The organism is Mesorhizobium sp. M8A.F.Ca.ET.181.01.1.1, from assembly GCF_004792025.1.
Classification (GTDB): domain Bacteria; phylum Pseudomonadota; class Alphaproteobacteria; order Rhizobiales; family Rhizobiaceae; genus Mesorhizobium.
Window position 1 is genome coordinate 519317 of sequence record NZ_SRTV01000001.1, and the last position, 17240, is coordinate 536556.

At 63.6% G+C, this 17240-nt stretch carries 21 protein-coding genes, 2 pseudogenes and 1 riboswitch; of the genes and pseudogenes, 21 read left to right on the forward strand and 2 right to left on the reverse strand.

The window, feature by feature from the left end:
• Positions 1–86: 86 nt before the first annotated feature.
• The 3 genes from msrA to EN824_RS02610 all read left to right on the forward strand — a co-directional run bounded on the left by msrA (position 87) and on the right by EN824_RS02610 (position 1988).
• On the forward strand, positions 87–605 hold the full coding sequence (gene msrA, locus EN824_RS02595) for a peptide-methionine (S)-S-oxide reductase MsrA (RefSeq protein ID WP_127279086.1): 519 nt from the start codon (positions 87–89) through the stop codon (positions 603–605).
• A 332-nt stretch (positions 606–937) separates the two neighbouring features.
• On the forward strand, positions 938–1597 hold the full coding sequence (locus tag EN824_RS02605) for a formyltransferase family protein (RefSeq protein WP_189522118.1): 660 nt from the start codon (positions 938–940) through the stop codon (positions 1595–1597).
• 31 nt (positions 1598–1628) lie between these two features.
• The gene (locus tag EN824_RS02610) at positions 1629–1988 is read left to right on the forward strand and encodes a hypothetical protein (protein WP_135931852.1); all 360 of its coding nucleotides are present in this window, start codon (positions 1629–1631) and stop codon (positions 1986–1988) included.
• 59 nt (positions 1989–2047) lie between these two features.
• On the opposite strand, the gene EN824_RS02615 is transcribed toward EN824_RS02610, so the two are convergent.
• Positions 2048–2311, reverse strand: coding sequence for a hypothetical protein (locus EN824_RS02615; protein ID WP_127279089.1), 264 nt, complete (start codon positions 2309–2311; stop codon positions 2048–2050).
• A riboswitch (TPP riboswitch) is annotated at positions 2302–2415 on the forward strand. Its footprint overlaps the gene before it by 10 nt.
• On the opposite strand from EN824_RS02615, the gene EN824_RS02620 reads away from it, so the two are divergent.
• From EN824_RS02620 to EN824_RS02710, 18 genes and pseudogenes are all read left to right on the forward strand, one after another.
• A complete protein-coding gene (locus EN824_RS02620) occupies positions 2406–3014 on the forward strand; it encodes a YkoF family thiamine/hydroxymethylpyrimidine-binding protein (protein WP_127279090.1) in 609 nt (202 codons plus the stop codon). (Overlaps the previous riboswitch by 10 nt.)
• A gap of 39 nt (positions 3015–3053) precedes the next feature.
• Positions 3054–3872: an ABC transporter permease gene (locus EN824_RS02625; protein ID WP_167531515.1), complete on the forward strand. Its 819-nt coding sequence runs from the start codon at positions 3054–3056 to the stop codon at positions 3870–3872.
• Entirely contained in the window at positions 3869–4636 is a 768-nt protein-coding gene (locus EN824_RS02630; RefSeq protein WP_127279091.1) for an ABC transporter ATP-binding protein, read from the forward strand. The genes EN824_RS02625 and EN824_RS02630 overlap by 4 nt, the downstream gene beginning before the upstream one ends.
• Positions 4629–5645 (forward strand): ABC transporter substrate-binding protein, encoded by a 1017-nt coding sequence (locus EN824_RS02635; RefSeq protein ID WP_135931853.1) that lies wholly within the window; start codon positions 4629–4631, stop codon positions 5643–5645. Before EN824_RS02630 ends, EN824_RS02635 begins: the two co-directional genes overlap by 8 nt.
• Positions 5646–5683: 38 nt before the next feature.
• Positions 5684–6529, forward strand: coding sequence for an isoprenylcysteine carboxylmethyltransferase family protein (locus EN824_RS02640; RefSeq protein ID WP_245520937.1), 846 nt, complete (start codon positions 5684–5686; stop codon positions 6527–6529).
• Between the two features lie 118 nt (positions 6530–6647).
• On the forward strand, positions 6648–6986 hold the full coding sequence (locus EN824_RS02645) for a hypothetical protein (RefSeq protein ID WP_245464537.1): 339 nt from the start codon (positions 6648–6650) through the stop codon (positions 6984–6986).
• A gap of 231 nt (positions 6987–7217) precedes the next feature.
• Complete coding sequence (locus tag EN824_RS02650; RefSeq protein WP_127280942.1) at positions 7218–7382, forward strand: DUF3309 family protein; 165 nt, start codon at positions 7218–7220, stop codon at positions 7380–7382.
• 269 nt (positions 7383–7651) lie between these two features.
• Positions 7652–7788, forward strand: a pseudogene (locus EN824_RS35820) (ABC transporter permease); the annotation flags it as partial.
• Positions 7788–8330 carry a hypothetical protein gene (locus EN824_RS02660; RefSeq protein ID WP_245464536.1) on the forward strand — a complete coding sequence of 181 codons (543 nt, stop codon included), beginning with the start codon at positions 7788–7790 and terminating at the stop codon, positions 8328–8330. The pseudogene EN824_RS35820 and the gene EN824_RS02660, both read left to right, overlap by 1 nt.
• Positions 8221–8466, forward strand: a pseudogene (locus tag EN824_RS02665) (TOBE domain-containing protein); the annotation flags it as partial. The gene EN824_RS02660 and the pseudogene EN824_RS02665, both read left to right, overlap by 110 nt.
• A gap of 237 nt (positions 8467–8703) precedes the next feature.
• Positions 8704–9954: an aconitase X gene (locus EN824_RS02675; protein ID WP_135931854.1), complete on the forward strand. Its 1251-nt coding sequence runs from the start codon at positions 8704–8706 to the stop codon at positions 9952–9954.
• Positions 9951–10391 carry a DUF126 domain-containing protein gene (locus EN824_RS02680; RefSeq protein WP_189522119.1) on the forward strand — a complete coding sequence of 147 codons (441 nt, stop codon included), beginning with the start codon at positions 9951–9953 and terminating at the stop codon, positions 10389–10391. The genes EN824_RS02675 and EN824_RS02680 overlap by 4 nt, the downstream gene beginning before the upstream one ends.
• A 263-nt stretch (positions 10392–10654) precedes the next feature.
• Entirely contained in the window at positions 10655–11251 is a 597-nt protein-coding gene (locus EN824_RS02685; protein ID WP_135931855.1) for a thioredoxin family protein, read from the forward strand.
• A 35-nt stretch (positions 11252–11286) separates the two neighbouring features.
• Entirely contained in the window at positions 11287–12912 is a 1626-nt protein-coding gene (locus EN824_RS02690) for an FAD-binding protein (RefSeq protein WP_135931856.1), read from the forward strand.
• Positions 12909–13235, forward strand: a complete 327-nt coding sequence (locus EN824_RS02695) for a ferredoxin family protein (protein WP_135931857.1) — start codon at positions 12909–12911, stop codon at positions 13233–13235. The genes EN824_RS02690 and EN824_RS02695 overlap by 4 nt, the downstream gene beginning before the upstream one ends.
• A 13-nt stretch (positions 13236–13248) precedes the next feature.
• On the forward strand, positions 13249–14085 hold the full coding sequence (locus EN824_RS02700) for an ABC transporter ATP-binding protein (RefSeq protein WP_135931858.1): 837 nt from the start codon (positions 13249–13251) through the stop codon (positions 14083–14085).
• 12 nt (positions 14086–14097) lie between these two features.
• Positions 14098–15003 (forward strand): ABC transporter permease, encoded by a 906-nt coding sequence (locus tag EN824_RS02705; RefSeq protein WP_135931859.1) that lies wholly within the window; start codon positions 14098–14100, stop codon positions 15001–15003.
• Between the two features lie 35 nt (positions 15004–15038).
• Positions 15039–16058 carry an aliphatic sulfonate ABC transporter substrate-binding protein gene (locus EN824_RS02710; protein ID WP_135931860.1) on the forward strand — a complete coding sequence of 340 codons (1020 nt, stop codon included), beginning with the start codon at positions 15039–15041 and terminating at the stop codon, positions 16056–16058.
• A gap of 55 nt (positions 16059–16113) precedes the next feature.
• Here EN824_RS02710 and EN824_RS02715 read toward each other — a convergent pair whose 3' ends face one another.
• The gene (locus EN824_RS02715; protein ID WP_135931861.1) at positions 16114–17142 is read right to left on the reverse strand and encodes a LacI family DNA-binding transcriptional regulator; all 1029 of its coding nucleotides are present in this window, start codon (positions 17140–17142) and stop codon (positions 16114–16116) included.
• Positions 17143–17240 lie beyond the last annotated feature (98 nt).

A 17240-nucleotide genomic window follows, 5' to 3' on the forward strand; every position in this document is an offset into this window, starting at 1 on the left:
ATGGGACTATCCAAATTTGTTGTCGCGCAATTCCCCGGGGAACGCCGCTACAGGTTTCCCGGAATTGCCTTTTGAGGAGACGTTACATGGCGACTTCGAGCGAACGTGCAGTGCTTGCCGGCGGCTGTTTCTGGGGCATGCAGGATCTGATCCGGCGCATGCCGGGCGTCCTCGCCACGCGTGTCGGCTACAGCGGCGGCGACGTGCCGAATGCCACCTATCGCAATCATGGCACGCATGCCGAAGCCATCGAGATCAGCTTCGATCCGGCGAAAATCAGCTTCCGCCAGCTTCTGGAATTCTTCTTCCAGATCCACGATCCGACGACGCGCAACCGCCAGGGCAACGATGTCGGCATGAGCTATCGCTCGGCAATCTACTACACTAGTGAGGAGCAGAAGCGTGTGGCGGAGGACACCATCGCCGATGTCGATGCCTCTGGCCTGTGGCCCGGCAAGGTTGTCACCGAGCTCGCTCCAGCCGGAGTGTTCTGGGAGGCCGAGCCCGAGCACCAGGATTATCTGGAGAAGTATCCGAACGGCTACACCTGCCATTTCGTCAGGCCAGGTTGGAAACTGCCGGTTCGTGAAAAGGCCGTTTCATAAGGCTCGCGGATCAGTCTTTGCGGCAGTGGGTTTAAGCGCCCGCCGATTGCCGCGAGGCCATATCAATAGCGGCTGTCAGCCCCGCCCGGCGGTTGACAGTCCGCGGCACTGCTGACCAACTGCGCGGGTTGATTGATTTCAGGGGGAGCATGAGGAAACTCTACGAAAAACCTGTGTTGGTGAAGCGGGAAAGGCTCTCAAGTGTCGCCGCGGCAGGACCGCTTTCTCCCAAACCAGGCTGACGGCTCGGCCGGCCTTTTGGTCCTGACCGGACGGGTCCGTGACGGTGCTCGGATTGCCGGGCGATGTCTTGCCCCGCCGGATTTGAAAAGATGATTTCTTTCGAGCCTGTGGCCGGCGCCCGGCAGCTCAATGCAGTTTTCATCCTGGATGTTTCTGCTTACACCGGGCCTCTGCTTTCCGGCTGGATCGAGGCGGGAAACCGTATTGGCGCGATCATCGTGCCTGGCTTTCAGCGCCCATCCAGAGGCTTCAGCATTGGCAATTTTCGACGCCGGCTGAGGCGCCAGCTTCTGCTCAGGCGCTATCTCGGCAACACGCCGGTAAAGTTGATCGAATTCGGCCGGCCTTACGACTGGGATGAGCTTGGCCGGCAATTGCCTGACATCGCCGCGGATGTACTGATCTGCTACGCTTTCCCGACCTTGATCCCACAACAACTGCTCGGCCTCTTTCCCAAGGGCGGGCTTAATTTTCATCCGGCGCTGCTGCCCAACTACCGGGGGCCGCACCCTCTCCATCGCCTGGTCGCGGACGGCCAGCATGCCGTCCATGGCGGCGTGACATTGCACAAGATGTCCGCCAATTTCGATGACGGCGACATCCTCGGACAGGTGCCGTTCTGCGAAGCACTGGGCAACGCGGCGGGATGTGGCCGACAGCGTGGCGACCGCGATGCGCGCGTTGGTGCGCGAGGTGGCGCCAGCCTATTGCAAGGATTTGGTGTCCGGGACGCGGCAGCCAACCGGTGATTTCGTCTGGGCGCGACTTGAGCGGAACCACATGGCGATTTCATCCGACATGTCGATCGAGCACGTTGCCCGATTGTGGCACGTCCTGGGCGGCAATCCCGGTATCTATCTGGACGTTGCCGGCCGCGAAGTTCGGTTGGCCTTTCAGATCGCGCGACTGGGTCCGCCAACTGGAAAAGGTCCGGTCAGGCGATGGGGGAGGGTGGAGTTCGATCTTGCCAATGGCCGAGTTCGATACCTCACCTATGGCCGCCTGCTCAAACGGCTGATGAAAATGCACACCGCATTCGCACGGCCAAAAGCCGGAAAACCGTGCCCCGAAATAAGAGTGTTTGGCAAAGTGGCCAGCGAATCGGTGCCAGAGGTACCGCCAGCCGGTCGTGGCGTATAGTGAGACCAACGAGCATGGAAAGCGCGGAACTTGCGTCCGCGCTTTCCCTGCTGCGAAAACTACTTACCGCAGTTCTTGTCGGCCACGGTCGGCGCGGTCGCCCTGCCATTGGCATCCGTCTGCGCGCTGGTCGGGCAATTCTGGTCCGCGTTGGAATTCATGTCGCCCGGCGTGATGGTCGGGCTGTTGGTTGCACCCGGATCGAGCCAAATTCCCGGGCGCCGGCACCCGGTTGTGCCTGCGCTGGCGCAATGCTTTGGCGCAGCTTGCTGAAAAAACAGCTTCCCCAACCGATCGAATGGTGCTTTAACGCCGCCATCCACAGGGGTGCTCCGTACGGTCGGGGCTGAGACGGGGGCGGCAAGCCCACAGACCCTAGAAGCTGATCTGGGTAATACCAGCGGAGCGAGGCGGGCGATGTTTTCAGGCGCACAGGTTTCCCTATATCCCATGGCCGACGATTTTGTCGGCGTCATCCTGGGCGCGCTTGGCGCGCTCGATTCGTATCGCGACAAGCTCAGGATCGAGACCGACGACATCTCGACCTTGCTGGTCGGGCCCCCCGAGGTGCTATTCCCGGCGCTGCGCGACCTTTTCGTGGCTGCGTCTGGCAGCGGTAAGCATTGCGTGCTGTCGGCGACCATTTCGCGTGGTTGCCCAGGTGAGCCGGACGATCCGATCTGCCGCTCCGACACGTTTGGCGGACCTGCCGGGCCACTCGGCCCGCGCAAGCAAGCCGCCATTTCCGCCGTCCGCGGCGCGCCCGCCACTGGGCAGCCAGCGGCGGCGCAGTTCTCGCTCTATGTGATGGGCACGGACGACCATATGGACGAGATCTATGGCTGCATCGATTTCCTGAAGCAGTCTGGCGTCTATGATCGCTCCAAGAATTTCTGCACCAAGCTGCGCGGCGATGCCGGCGCGATCTTCTCGGCGCTCGACGAAGCCTTCTGCCGCTTCGGACCAGGCGCCGGCCACGTAACCCTCGACGTCACGGTTTCGGCCAACAGTCCCACTGCCGTTTGAACCGTTCGCGCCGACGCGCGCCGTCAAGGTCATCCTCTCGTGGCTTCATCGTCGTTCAACCCGCGTCAACTCGCGGGCTTCCTCGCCCAGGCGGCACCGGCCGTGATATCGATCGGCCTGGTGCTCGTGGCGTGGGAACTCTACGCAAACCATTCCGGCATCAAGCCGACGGTTCTGCCGGCACCCTCGCGCGTCTTCGAACAGGCGATGCTCAATCGTGACGCGCTGCTCGACAACGCCATTCCCACCATCCGCGCCACGCTGATCGGTTTTGCCTGCTCGCTCAGCGCCGCCTTCGCGCTGTCGATGCTGGTCGACTTCTTCCAGCCTTTGCGGCGCGCGCTGTTTCCTGTCTTCATAGTCAGCCAGACCTTGCCGCTGGTCGCCATCGCGCCATTGGTGGTGCTGTGGTTCGGTTTCGGGCTGACGCCCAAGATCATGCTGGTGGCACTGGTCACCTTCTTCCCGATGCTGGTGGCCCTGGTGCAGGGCTACGAGGCTACCGAGGTCGAGATCGGGCAGATGCTGCGCGCCATGGGAGCAGGGCGCTGGCGGGTCTTCATCCTGGCACGGTTGCCTTCGGCGCTGCCTTATTTCTTCGCTGGCCTCAGGATCTCCATCACCTATGCCGTCGTCGGCGCCATCTTCGCCGAATATGCGGGCGCGGCCAAAGGGCTGGGCATCTACATGCTCAACGCCAAAAACAATTTCCGTCCCGACCTGGTGCTCGCCGCCGTCGGCGTCAGCGCCGCCCTTACCCTCGTCCTGTTCGGGCTGACGGTGGTGCTGCAACGACTTGCCATGCCTTGGGAAAGAGCCGCTGGCAGGCAAGCCGCCCGAAAAGGCCCGCAAGCATGAGCCGGCTCGAATTGCGGCATATGCGCAAGGCCTTTGGCGGGCTCGAAGTGCTCGCCGACATTTCGCTGCGCGTGGATGCCGGCGAATTCGTCTCGATCCTTGGGCCTTCGGGTGCCGGCAAGTCGACGCTGTTCCAGCTTCTGACCGGCGCCGAGCATGGCGAGGGTGAGATGTTTTTCGACGGCGCGCCGCTCGACGATCATGGCAGGCATTTCGCCTTCATGCCGCAGCGGGACGCGCTGATGCCGTGGCGGCGCATCCTCGATAACACGACGCTCGGGCTCGAGGTGCAGGGCCTCGGCCGCAAGGCGGCGCGGACGCGTGTCGCGCCGCTGTTTGCCGAGTTTGGGCTTGCCGGCTTCGAGCGGCATTTTCCGGCGCAGCTTTCAGGCGGCATGCGGCAGCGCGCGGCGCTGCTGCGTACTGTCGTGCAGGAACGCGACATGTTGCTGCTCGACGAGCCGTTCGGCGCGCTCGATGCACTGACGCGCGCGGCCATGCAGCGCTGGCTCGAACAGATGTGGCGGCACCATCGATGGACGGCGTTGCTGATCACCCATGACGTGCGCGAAGCCGTGTTCCTGTCAGACCGCATCTATGTGCTGTCGGCCCGGCCTGCCCGTGTCGTGCGCGAGATCCAGGTGCCACTGCCGCGCCCGCGCGATCCGACCAGCGCCGCCACACGGCAGGCCGGGGCACTCGAGGCCGAGATCCTCGACATTCTGCTCAACCTCCAGCCAACCAAAGGACATGACCATGACTGATTTGACGCGCAGGCAGGCTCTGCTGCTCACCCTTGCCGCTAGCGTACCGCTGGCCACCGGATCGAGCCGCTCCTTCGCGGCAACGCAAAAAGTCACTGTCGCGCTGGACTGGACGGTCAACACCAACCACATCGGGCTGTTCGTCGCGCGCGAAAAGGGTTTTTATCGCGAGGCCGGTCTGGAGGTCGATATCGTGCCTTACAGCGACACCGGCGCCGGCACGCTTGTCGCCAACCGCGTCGCCGATTTCGGCATCAACGGCACCATCAGCCTGTTCACCCAGAAGACCGCCGGCGCCGACTTGAAGGCCGTCTATGCCGTCGTGCAGTCCGAAACTGGTCGGCTGGTGTTCAATGCGGCGCGCAGCGAGATCAAGAGCCCGAAGGATCTGGATGGCCTGACCTATGGCGGTTTCGGCAGCGCCTGGGAAAACGCACTGATCTCGACCATCATCCGGCATGATGGCGGCAAGGGCGATTTCGAGACGGTGACGCTCGGCACTTCCGCCTATGAGGCGCTCGCCAACGGTTCGGTCGACTTCACCCTCGAAGTGTCGACCTGGGAGGGCGTCGAAGCCGAGCTCAAGGGCGTCAAGCAACGCAGCTTCGTCTATGCCGACTATGGCGTTCCCGACGAGCACACGACGCTCATCTCTTCGAGCGAAGCGTTTCTCCAGTCAAATCCCCAACTGGCGTCGTCCTTCATCCAGGCAACGCGGCGCGGCTATCAGTTCGCGGTGGATCATCCAGAGGAAGCCGCGACGCTGCTGATCGCCGCCAACAAGGATGCCCTCACCAATCCGGCGTTGATCCAGACTTCGCTGAAGGCACTGATCGACGGGCACTATCTGCGCGGGCAAGACGGCACCATCGGCATCATGGATCCCGCCAAGATGGAAGCGATCGGCTCCCACCTCCTCGCCGCGGGTATCCTGCATGATGCCGATGGCAAGGTTGTCGCGCAACGTCCGGATTTCGTGGGATATTTCAGCAATGGGTACCTCAGATAGGTGCCGACGCTGAGACTGCGAAAAGGTCGTATCGTCCGATGCTGGAGGCGAGGATGTCGCTAGGTCGCAGCCCGACAAAACCGCGGCTACGGCCTTCACCTTCGACCCGGTTTGATGCCGATCTGATCTTCTCGGTTAACGGCACGGCAATGGTTACGTGCAAAAGTCGCCCCCGAGGGATCATCGGGATGCTTGCCTTGCTCATGTCAAAAAGTGAAGCGCTTTCGCGTGCGCCAGACAAAAGGCTTTTGTCGGCGGCGCGCAAGCACGAGATCATGCTCGACTTGCGCGAAGGCTTCTTTCGCGCCTGTGCGCTGCTGTGCGCGGGGCTGTTCGTCTATCGCGGCGTCTATCAGCTTCTCGAGGATCCGACCCGGCTCAACACCGCGCTGGTGGCGATTTCCGAGATACTCACCTTCACCTGGCTGCTTCTGTCGCGGCGTCCGGTCACGCGTGACTGGAATCTGCTTACCGTCATCGTTTCGGTGACAGCCAGTTTTGGCGTTGCGTTGATCAGTCTCAAGCCAGGCATTGCGCTGATTCCTCTCTACGTCGCCGCGCCGTTACAGATCATCGCATTGTTGTTCGTTATCTGGGGCAAGATCTCGCTGGGGCGCTCTTTTGCGATCCTGCCGGCCAATCGCGGTGTGATGACGGGCGGTGCCTATCGGCTGGTGCGGCATCCGATCTATGCCGGCTACCTCGCCGGCCATGTGCTCTACCTCCTGTCGGCCTTTTCCTTCCACAATCTCGCTGTCTATGCGGTCATCACCTACATGCAGCTGTATCGAATCCTGCGCGAGGAGGCCTTGCTGGCCGCCGGGCCGGAGTATCGCGCTTACATGGAACATGTACACTATCGGCTGTTCTACCGGTTATTCTGAAGGCCAGGCTGTGAGGGTTGGCCAACAGGCTCCTCAGCGTCCAGTGGTCGGAGCTGCTCCCTAGGCGAGGGCGCTGTAGCTCGGCGCTTCGGTCGGCGGCAGCAACGGCGCGAATGCCGTGGCCGGCGCCAATATCGGAGATTCGGGCGGCATCAACGCCGGGCTCGGTGCCAATGCTGGTGGAACAGGCGGTATCAACGCGGGGCTTGGCGCCAATGTTGGCGGTACTAGTGGTGTCGGCGTCGGCGTGGGCATCGGCAACGTAACCAATCCCAGCAACCCGTCGAACGTGGGCATATCGCCCAACCCTAGCCAGCTCAACGTTCCGCGTGCCGTGGCCCAGGTGTCGAGCTCCCAGCTGAGGCGCATGAAGAAGCGCTGCGTCGACGTTCTCGGCAGCGAGGGGACTTATGACCGCGACCTGCGCCAGCTCTGCCTGCTGATCGCACGCCGCTGAGGTTGAAGGAGGCTGCGGAACCAGCCCTGAGGCTTTGACCGCACTCTCCTGGCCTCCGACCGGTCGGAAAGCCGCCGTCCAGGCGGGCTTTCTGCTTTGCGGGCTGGATGCTCCGTAGCCGGGATGGCCCGGGGGAACGCCAGCTCCCCTAAAACGTTCATACCTTACAACATCTGAAATAGCGCGATGTTGAAACGGCGCGAAAGCGCGCATTTAGGAGCTGGGAAAGTCATGGGTCTCGGAACAATACTTATCATCATTCTAATCCTCGCGCTGCTTGGCGGCTTCAGCGGTATCGGTGGTGGTCCGTTCTACGGAACCGGTTATTATGGTGGCGGTGGTCTCGGACTTGTGCTGATCATCATCATCATTCTTGTCGTCCTGGGCCGCATTTAGCAGTTCGATCACGGGAGCAATCGCGATCGCGTGACCGCGCTTACGTTGCCGAGCACCGGATTGTGATGCATCAGGCATTTCGCGGGGTTCAGGTATGGTGATCGCGGTCCACACCTCCCGTAAAACAAGAGGAGAGGGTCCACCCCTTCATCCTCCCCAAGGCCCGCTCCGGCTTCCCGGAGCGGGCCTTTTTTCGTCAAAGCGGTTCCTCGAAGGGCGGCTCCGGGCGAATTGCGATGAAGCGTCCCTGCGCTGGTGGTTGACAGAATTGGCTTGGCACGGTCATCGAGGACCAGTTCGTCGCCGTGTTCACTGGCCGCTCGGGGAAGCACTGTCCTTCTTCCTGCTCGCCGTCGTGCTGGTCATCCTGGCGGTGGCTTCGCCGCTGCTGCGGAGGGTGGCGTGATGGCGACGACGCGCATCCTCGAATGGCTGGGTCGCCTCTATGTCGGGCTGCTGCTCGCCTTCCTTTATTTGCCTATCATCATGGCGCTGATGTCGTTCAACGTCTCGCCCTTCTATCAGCTGCCGTTCGAATGGACGACCGAGTGGTACGCCTCGCTGTGGCAGAACGACCAGCTGATCGCGGCGACCTGGAACAGCATCGAGATCGCGGTCATCACCACGATCATTTCAACCGTGCTCGGCTCGGCGGCGTCGCTGGCGCTCTTTCGTCATGAGTTTCGTGGCAAGAAATTCCTGCAGGCGCTGCTGTTTCCGCCGATCGCCATTCCTTGGCTGATCACCGGCACGGCGATGCTGATCTTCTTCTTCGGCGTCGGGCGCGGCCTGTTCGCCATCCTGCTCGGCCATGTCGCGCTGGCCAGGGGCAGGCTGGGCCGTGCGGCCCGAGCGCATCCGCATTGCCGCCGATGCCGGGCCCGTGGATGCCGCCAATGTCAACATGCTCGAGGGGCAGGTGTCGAAGTCCATCTTCGCCGGCAATAACAGCACCTATTTCGTCGAGCGCGCCGGACAGACGCTGAAGGTCATCGTGCAAAATACCGGTGCCGACAGGCTGGCGGAGGGGCAGGATGTGGTGCTGCGATGGTCGCCGGAGAGCACGGTGTTGATTGGCGGTTAGGATGCAGTCGACGATTGGGATGGTTGGTGTTCCTTGGCGCCCCCCTCTGCCCTACCGGACATCTCCCCCACGAGGGGGGAGATTGACTGTCATCGCCGGTTTCGCAAATCTCTCACGTCGCAAAAAACGAGCGCCAAGGCTGAAGCCGCCGATCTCCCCCCTCGTGGGCGAGATGCCCGGTAGGGCAGAGGGGGGCGCTGTCCCGCCATACGGTCGGGTAGGCCTAGGAGCACATCGATGACGCTTGAACTGGATGCCCACGATCAATCCATGCTCGACGGCGAGCACGGTCCGTCCGCTGCGGCAGCCATGAAAATCCTGGCCGCTTTTTCCAAGGCGATCGGAGCAAACAGCCTGCTCGACATCACCGGCGCCCATATCGACGGTTGCCTCTATCACGGCAAGGCAGGGCTCGATTTCGTCGAACGGCTGGTCGAAGGCGGCGGCCGTGTTCAAGTGCCGACGACGCTCAATGTCGGCTCGTTCGACCTCATCCATCCCGGGATGGTGAAGATCCCGGCGGCGGAGGAAGCACCGGCGCGGCGGTTGATGAAGGCGCATCTCGAACTTGGCTGTCAGGCGACATTCACCTGCGCACCCTACCAAACGCGGTTCCGGCCCAAATTCGGCCAGCAGATCGCCTGGGGGGAATCCAATGCCATTGTCTTCGCCAATTCGGTGATCGGCGCGCGCACCAACCGCTACGGCGATTTCATCGATCTGTGCTGCGCCATGACCGGGCGCGCACCGGCCTGGGGCCTGCATCTCAGCGAAAACCGGCGCGGCCGCATCCTGTTCGAGCTGGACCTGGCGGACCTGGAACCGACTGACAGCCTGTTCGTCGGCGTCGGGCTGATCATCGGGCAGGCCAGCGGCGATCGCGTTCCGGTGATCGCGGGTCTGCCCAAGCCGCGTGACGAGGACCAGTTGAAAGCGCTTGGTGCCGCGGCGGCAACGACAGGCGCGGTGGCGCTGTTCCATGCGGTTGGCATCACGCCGGAGGCCGGAACCGCCGAGGAGGCGTTTCAAGGCATGGTGCCCGAGGAGATCGTCCGTATCAGCAGTGCCGACATCGACCATGCATTGGCCAAGCTGTCGATGGTGCCTGACGGTGCGCCGCTCCGCGCCGTGTCGCTGGGCACGCCGCATTTCTCGCATGAGGAATGGATGCGCCTGCTGCCGCTGCTGCGCGAGGCAGCACCAGGCAAGGGGATCCCGATCTACGTCAACACCGGACGCGCGACGCTGACACGATTGCAGGAGGAGGGGGCGCTCGACGGCATGGAGGCATTCGGCCTGATCCCGGTTGCCGATACCTGCACCTATGTCACCTCGATCCTCGAACGTCTCGACGGCGTGGTGATGACCAATTCCGGCAAATGGGCGCATTACGCGCCGGGCAATATCGGCGTGACCGTCGCCTTCGCCGAGATGAGGGACTGCATCCGCTCCGCCGCGGCTGGCCACGTCGTGCGGGGTGTGTCGTGACGCGCCGGATTGAAACCGGCGCGGCAGAACGGCTGGGCACTTTCCAACTGGCCGGGGCCGCCGAAGGGCAGGCCTTGGTGTTCTCGCAGCCGCTCAGCTTCTGGGGCGGCATCGACGCCGAGACCGGCGACATAACTGATCATTCGCATCCAGGCCTTGGCCAGAATGTCGCCGGCAGGATCCTCGTCATGCCGAGCGGCCGGGGATCGTCATCCTCGTCCTCGGTGCTGGCCGAAGCGATCCGCAGGGGCACGGCGCCAGTGGGTATTCTTCTGGAGCGGCCGGACCCGATCCTGGCGGTGGGCGCTATCGTCGCCGAGTTTCTCTACGACATTCGAATGCCGCTTGTGGTGTGCGATATTTCCGGCATTGGGTCCAGTGATCGGATTTTCATCGGTGTTGGTGGGGATGGCGCGGCGGTCGTTCGCAAGGTCTAGGAACATGAGCTCCTAATCAAGCTCGGCGCTGACATCGCGGATGGAAGCCGCCGCTGCTTCCCAAGTCTCATTTCTTCCAAGGCCGCCTTCTCTCGAACAAACCTGCCGGCGCGGCGCCGAACATTGGCACGATATTCTAAGCTGCGCGGTTGACCGTGGACGTGCTCTGCGGCGTATAATTCTATTAAATTCATAGACTAACTGCGGGCGCCTAGGCGCTTGCAGCTTGCTCTTGTGAAAGCCAGGCTGAAGGGAGAGCATCGATGCCGAAGACAGAATCCAATCCGATCGAGCTTGGCACCAGGGCTGCCGACTTCCTGTTGCCCGACGCGCATGGCGTGCTGCACCGGCTGGCCGATTTCGATGTCAGGCCGGCCTTGCTCGTTGCCTTCATTTCGAACCGTTGCCCCTTTGTCGTGCTGATCCGCGAACAGCTCGCCGCATTCGCAAGAGACTATGCGGCCAAAGGGCTGCAGGTGGTGGCGATCAACGCCAACGACCATCTGGAGCATCCCGAGGAGACACTGGCGCGGATCGGCGAGGAGTCTGAGAAGGTCGGTTATTCCTTCCCCTATTTGAAGGACGCCTCGCAGCAGGTGGCGAAAGCCTATGGCGCGGCCTGCACGCCCGACTTCTTCCTGTTTGGCGCCGATCGCCGGCTCGCCTATCACGGCCAGTTCGACGATGCGCGGCCGGGCAATGGCAAGCCGGTGACGGGTGCCGATCTGCGCGCGGCTGTCGACACGGTGCTGGAGGGCTGCAGGCCCGCCGCAAGCCAAGTGCCGTCGATCGGCTGCAACATCAAATGGAGCGCCGGCAATGAGCCGGTGTGGTTCTCCGGTGCGGCCCGCGCCGCATAGCGCCCGGCCACCTCGCACTCCTTCGCCGAGCATCCATGCCCAAATCGCAAAAATCAGCTTCCGACAGCTTGCATCTCCAGGCCGATGTGCTGGTGCTGGGCGGCGGTCCGTCGGCGGCCTGGGCGGCGGTGGCGGCGGCCGAAAGCGGCGCCAGGGTGGCGCTGGCCGACAAGGGCTATCTCGGTACCAGCGGCGCCACGGCGCCGTCGAACACCGGCACCTGGTGCGTGCCGCCGGGCGATAACAGGCATGCCGTGGTGGAGCGGCGCTGGCAGCGAACCGGCGAACTCGCCGACCAGCGGTGGATGCTGCGTTGCGTCGACACCGCCTACCGCAATCTGCTCAGGCTTTCGGAGTGGGGTTATCCCTTCCCAAGCGAGGATGACGGGCGGCTCTACATCGCCAATCTGCGCGGGCCGGACTACATGCGCTTCATGCGCCGCCGCGTGCTGCTGGCCGGCGTAACCGTGCTCGACCATCATCCCGCGCTCGAACTCTTGTCCGACGGCGATGCCATCGTCGGCGCAGGCGGTGTCGCCCGGCAGGCGGGCCATGACTGGCGCGTCGACGCCAAGGCCGTGGTGCTGGCGACCGGCGGCTGTGCGTTCCGCGAGCGCATCCTCGGTGGCACCGGGCTGACCGGGGACGGCTATCTGATGGCGGCGGAAGCGGGCGCCAGCCTTTCCGGCATGGAATTCACCGGCAAGTACACGCTGGCGCCGTACGGTTCCTCGCTGAACAAGGGGTTGCCGTTCCGCTGGGCCTCGTTCCATCGCGAGGATGGCTCGCCGATCCTCGGACCCACGGGCGAGCCGTTGCGGAACGGCATCGGCGACCGCGAGGACGAGGTGGCGCGCGCACTGATCGACGGTCCAGTCTATGCGCGGCTCGACCAGGCCGAACCGGCGTTGCAGGGCTGGCTGCGTCAGGGTCAGCCGAACTGCTTCGTGCCCTATGACCGGGCCGGCATCGATCCGTTCATCGACCTGTTTCGCATCACGCTGCGCGCCGAAGGCACGGTGCGTGGCACCGGCGGCATCGACATTGTCTCCGACGACTGCGCCACAGGCGTGCCTGGCCTCTATGTCGCCGGTGACGCCGCAAGCCGCGAGATCATGACCGGGGCGGTGTCGGGTGGTGGCGCCGTGAATTCCTCCTGGGCGCTAGCCAGCGGCTGGTGGGCAGGCAAGGGCGCATCGACCCATGCCAAGCGCCGCGCCGGCAAAGCGTTTCGGGGCACCGTGCAACCGCTCGGTCAGGCCGGGCTGCGTCCTGCGGCAACGCCGCGCGCCGATATCGCGGCGGGCGAGGTCATCGAGGCGGTGCGTAACGAAGTGACGCCACTCGACAAGAACTTCTTCCGCAGCGGCGCAGGCCTGGAGAAAAGCAGCGAGCGGCTGGAGGGCGTCTGGCGCGATGTGCGCGACCATCTGCGGGGCGAGGGCGCGGACAAGGTCCGCGCACGCGAGGCGGCATCGATCGCCGCTGCCGGGCGCTGGTCCGTGGCCTCGGCATTGCACCGCACCGAGAGCCGCGGCATGCACCGCCGCACCGATCTGCCGGGTAAGAGCCCAGCCTTGGCGCGCCGCCTTATCATCACCGGTGTCGACGCGTTCCGCATCGAAGGGACGCCCGAGCGGCCGGCGGAGTTGGCATCATGATCGAGATCGTCTCGGCCACGCGCTGCGTGGAATGCGACATCTGCGTCAAGGTATGCCCGACCAATGTCTTCGACGCGACCGAGCATGGTGCCCCCGTCATCGCACGCCAAGACGACTGCCAGACCTGCTTCCTCTGTGAAATCTATTGCCCGACCGACGCGCTTTACGTTGCCGAGTTCGCCGAAGGGCCAACTGGCATCAGTGAGGCGGAGGTCGAGGAGCGCCTTCTGTTCGGCTCCTATGCCCGCGCGCTCGGCTGGGCGCGCGGCAAGGCCGGCGGCTCCGAGTTCGACCCGACGCACCGCATCCGCGTGGCGCAATAGGAGGCGAGGGACCATGGACCGCATCGTCGTCAACGACATCAGCAAGACCTTCCAGCTCAAGCCGGGGCAGTTCGTCACTGTCGACGGCCAGGCGACCGACCGCGTCACCGTCCTCGACGGCGTCGATCTTGCTATCCGCAAGGGCGAGTTCATCACGCTGGTCGGTCCGAGTGGTTCGGGCAAGTCGGTGCTGCTCGACATCATCGGCGGGCTGACGCAGGCGACGGGTGGCGAGGTCCAGCTCGACGGCAGGCGGATTACAAAGCCTGATCCAAAGACCGGCTATGTCTTCCAGCAATATGCGCTGTTCCCCTGGCGCACGGCGCTGGCAAACATCGAATATGCGCTGGAAGTGCGCGGCGTCGCCAAAGCCGAGCGGACGGCGACGGCCCGGCATTTGTTGTCGCTGTTCGGCCTTGCCGGCTTCGAGGACCGTTTTCCCAACCAGCTTTCCGGCGGCATGCAGCAGCGCGTGGCGATCGCGCGTGCGCTGGCCAGCAATCCGGAAGTGCTGTTGATGGACGAGCCCTTCGCCGCGCTCGACCAGCAGACGCGCGAGCTGCTGCAAGGCGAGCTGTTGCGGATCTGGGGCAAGATCAAGACGACCGTCATTTTCGTCACCCACTCGATCGACGAGGCGATCTTCCTGGCCGACCGCGTGGTGGTGATGACGGCGCGGCCCGGCGCGGTGAAGGAGATCATCGATATCGACCTGCCAAGGCCGCGCGACGGCGACATCCGCGCCAGCACCGAATTCAACCTGTATCGCGCCCGCGTCTGGGACGTGCTGCGCGACGAGGTCAACAAGGCGCAGAAGGACTGGACGCTGTCGCCGGCCTTCAGCCATTGAGGAGCTAGACCCATGGCCTATCTGACCGAAAAGCTCGGCCCCGCTATCGGCTTTCGCAGCGCTGCCGGCGAGGCCGCGGTTTCGACGAAAGTCCCGGCGATCAAGACGCGCGGTGTCGCCGCGGGTGCCAAGGTCCGCGGGAAGGGAGCGCATGCCGGCACCTTCCTTTATGGCTTGCCGCTGCTTGGCCTGTTCTTTCTCTCCTGGGAGATCGCGCCGCGGCTCGGCTGGCTGAACCGCATCTTCTTCCCGCCATTGAGCGAGGTGCTGATCGCCTGGTGGGCGTTGCTCGCCTCGGGCGTGCTGGTCGAACATATCGGCATCAGCTTGCAGCGCGCCGCGATCGGCTTTGCGCTCGGTGTGGTGGTGGCCATACCGCTCGGCCTCTTGATGGGCCGCTATGCGCTGTTCGAGAAGGTCAGCGATCTTCTGGTGCAGACGCTGCGCAACACCTCGCAATTCGCGCTGCTGCCGGTGTTCATCCTGTTGCTCGGCATTGGCGAGGAATCGAAGGTGGCGATCACCTTCTACTCCTCGGTGTTCTTTCTCCTCGTCAACACTATCAGCGGGGTCAAGTCGGTCGATCCGCTGCTTATCAAGGCGGCACGCTCGATGGGTACGTCCGACTTCGACCTGTTTCGAAAAGTCATCCTGCCGGCGAGCATTCCCTCGATCGTCGCCGGCGCGCGGCTGGCGGTCAAATCCTCGCTGTTCGCGGTGATCGGCGCCGAGATGCTGGCGGCCAAATCCGGTCTCGGTTTCCTCATCCAGAACTCGCAGCTGATGATGGAAACGGCCGACATGTATGCCGGCATTTTGACGCTCACTGTCATCGGGCTGACCGTCAACTACCTGCTCGTCTGGTTCGAGCGCTGGGCCACGGCCTGGAAGGGGCAGTCCGAGTCTTCGCTCATTTAAGCCGTTCATTCACACCAATCAGGAAGGATTTTTCCATGACCAGCATCGCATTCGATGGATTTCGCCGGCTGCTCCTCAAGGGCGCCATCGCCGTCGTCATCGGCCTTGGCGGCATGCCGGCCTTCGCGCAGGACAAGCCCGATGTCATCCGCATCGGCAGCACCGCGCCCGGACATCTCAAATTCATCCTCGCCCAGAAGGACGGCTGGTGGGAAAAGGAATTCGCCAAGGACGGCATCAAGGTCGAACTGATCACCTTCAATGGCGGCTCGGAGGCAACGACGGCCCTGGCCACCGGCGCGATCGAATTCACCTATACCGGCAACAACCCGGCGCTGCGTGTCGCCGCCTCCGGCGCCGACGTCAAGCTGATCGGCCTGTCGAGCTATGTCAGGGCGGGCGGCTCCTACATCGTCGTCAAGGCGGATTCTCCGCTGAAGACGCTGCAGGACCTCAAGGGCAAGAAGGTCGCCTATCTCACCGGAACGGTGCGGCATTCGAATTTCAGCAAGGCGTTGAACAGCGTCGGCCTGACGACGAATGATGTCGAGGGTCTGAACCTGCCTTTCGAGGCATCCGGCCCGGCACTGCTGCGCGGCGACATCGACGCCATCGTCGAGACGGATTCGACGGCGGCCAAGCTGGTCGATACCGGCGAGGCCCGCATCCTCTTCGACACCGGCACCCATCCGGAATGGAACGTGCCCAATGTCATCTCGGTCAACGGCGCCTTCGCGGCGAAATATCCCGACCTGGTCAAGCGCCTGCTGAAGGTCGATATCGAGATTTCGCGCTGGGCGGATGCCCATCCCGACGAGACGATCAAGACCTTCGTCGAGGCGACCAACTCGTCGGAAAAATCCGTGCGCAAGACCTATGCCGGCGGCGCGTTCCACCAGGACCCGAAACTCACCGACGATGCGATCGAGGCCCTGAAGGGCGAGGAAAAATTCATGGCGAGCGCCGGGCTTTTGAAAGGCTCGATCGATTACGGCAAATGGATCGACAAAAGCTTTGTCGACGCCGCGGCGGCGGAAGTCGCCGCCGTTCAGTAGGCCGAGCGTCAAGCCGGGCGGCACCCCTAAAAGCAGGCCCGCTCGTCTGGATCGGTCAAATCTCCGGGATGTTCTCCTTGAAGATCACCTGCAGCCTCGGCTGGTGCAATTCATAGGGCAGCCCCCGGACGGAATGGGTCAGGATGTTGAGCGCCTCGCGGGCTTCGACGCGCGGGTTCTGGTCGATGACCGCGTCGAGCGTGCCGTCGAGCAGCAATTCCTTGGTGCCGTCCGTCGCCTCATGGCCGAGGAAAACCATGGATCGCGCGCGACCGCGCTCCTTGAGCGCCCGCGCGATGCCGGTGTTGCCGGCGCCGACATTGTAGATCGCGGCAAGGTCGGGGTGCCGTTCCAGAAGCGCCGACGCCTCCGAATAGGCCTTTTCGCGGTCGTCGAGCATTTCGCGCATCTCGACGATCTGCAGGTTGGGTGACTCTTCCGTCAATATGTGCCGGAATCCCATCTCGCGTTCCTCATGGCCGCGATAAGAGAGCGAACCGGCGAACAGCGCCACCTTGCCGGGGCGCCCCGACCCCATGAAACGGTTGAGCAGATAGCCGGCCAGCCGCCCGGCGGCGCGGTTGTCGATGCCGATATAGGCGACCCTGGGTACATGCAGGATGTCGGAGGCGATGGTCACCACCTTGACGTCGTTGGCCGACAGCGAGCGGATCGCTTCGCGCACCGTCGGATGGTCGAGCGCGATGACGCCGACGCCTTGCGTCTGGCCGCGCAGATCCTGCAGCAGGCGGGCGAGCCGGTCGGGATTGAAGCCCTCTGTGGTGGCGATGTGAACGTCGAGATCGGGGCGGGCCAAGGCCTGCGCCTCGATATGGCGGTGCAGCATCTTGATGAAGGAATTCGTGCCCGCCGGCAGGGCGAAGTCGAGCCGGATGATCTCGCCGGGCAGGGGCCTGGGCGGCGCGCCGTTCGGGCTCTCGGCGATGTAGCCGAGGCGCTGCGCCATTTCGAGCACGACCTCGCGCGTGCGCGGCCGTACACCGGGTCGATTGTTGAGCACGCGGTCGACGGTGGCGGCGGAGACGCCGGCTTCCCGGGCTATGTCAGTCAGGGTGGAACGCACCGTCTTCATCTCCTCAATGCATCAGGATCACGCAATGCCCGCTGCCGGCCTGATGACGCCAACGCCTCGCTATCCGCGATTCTGATGGGAAATGATGT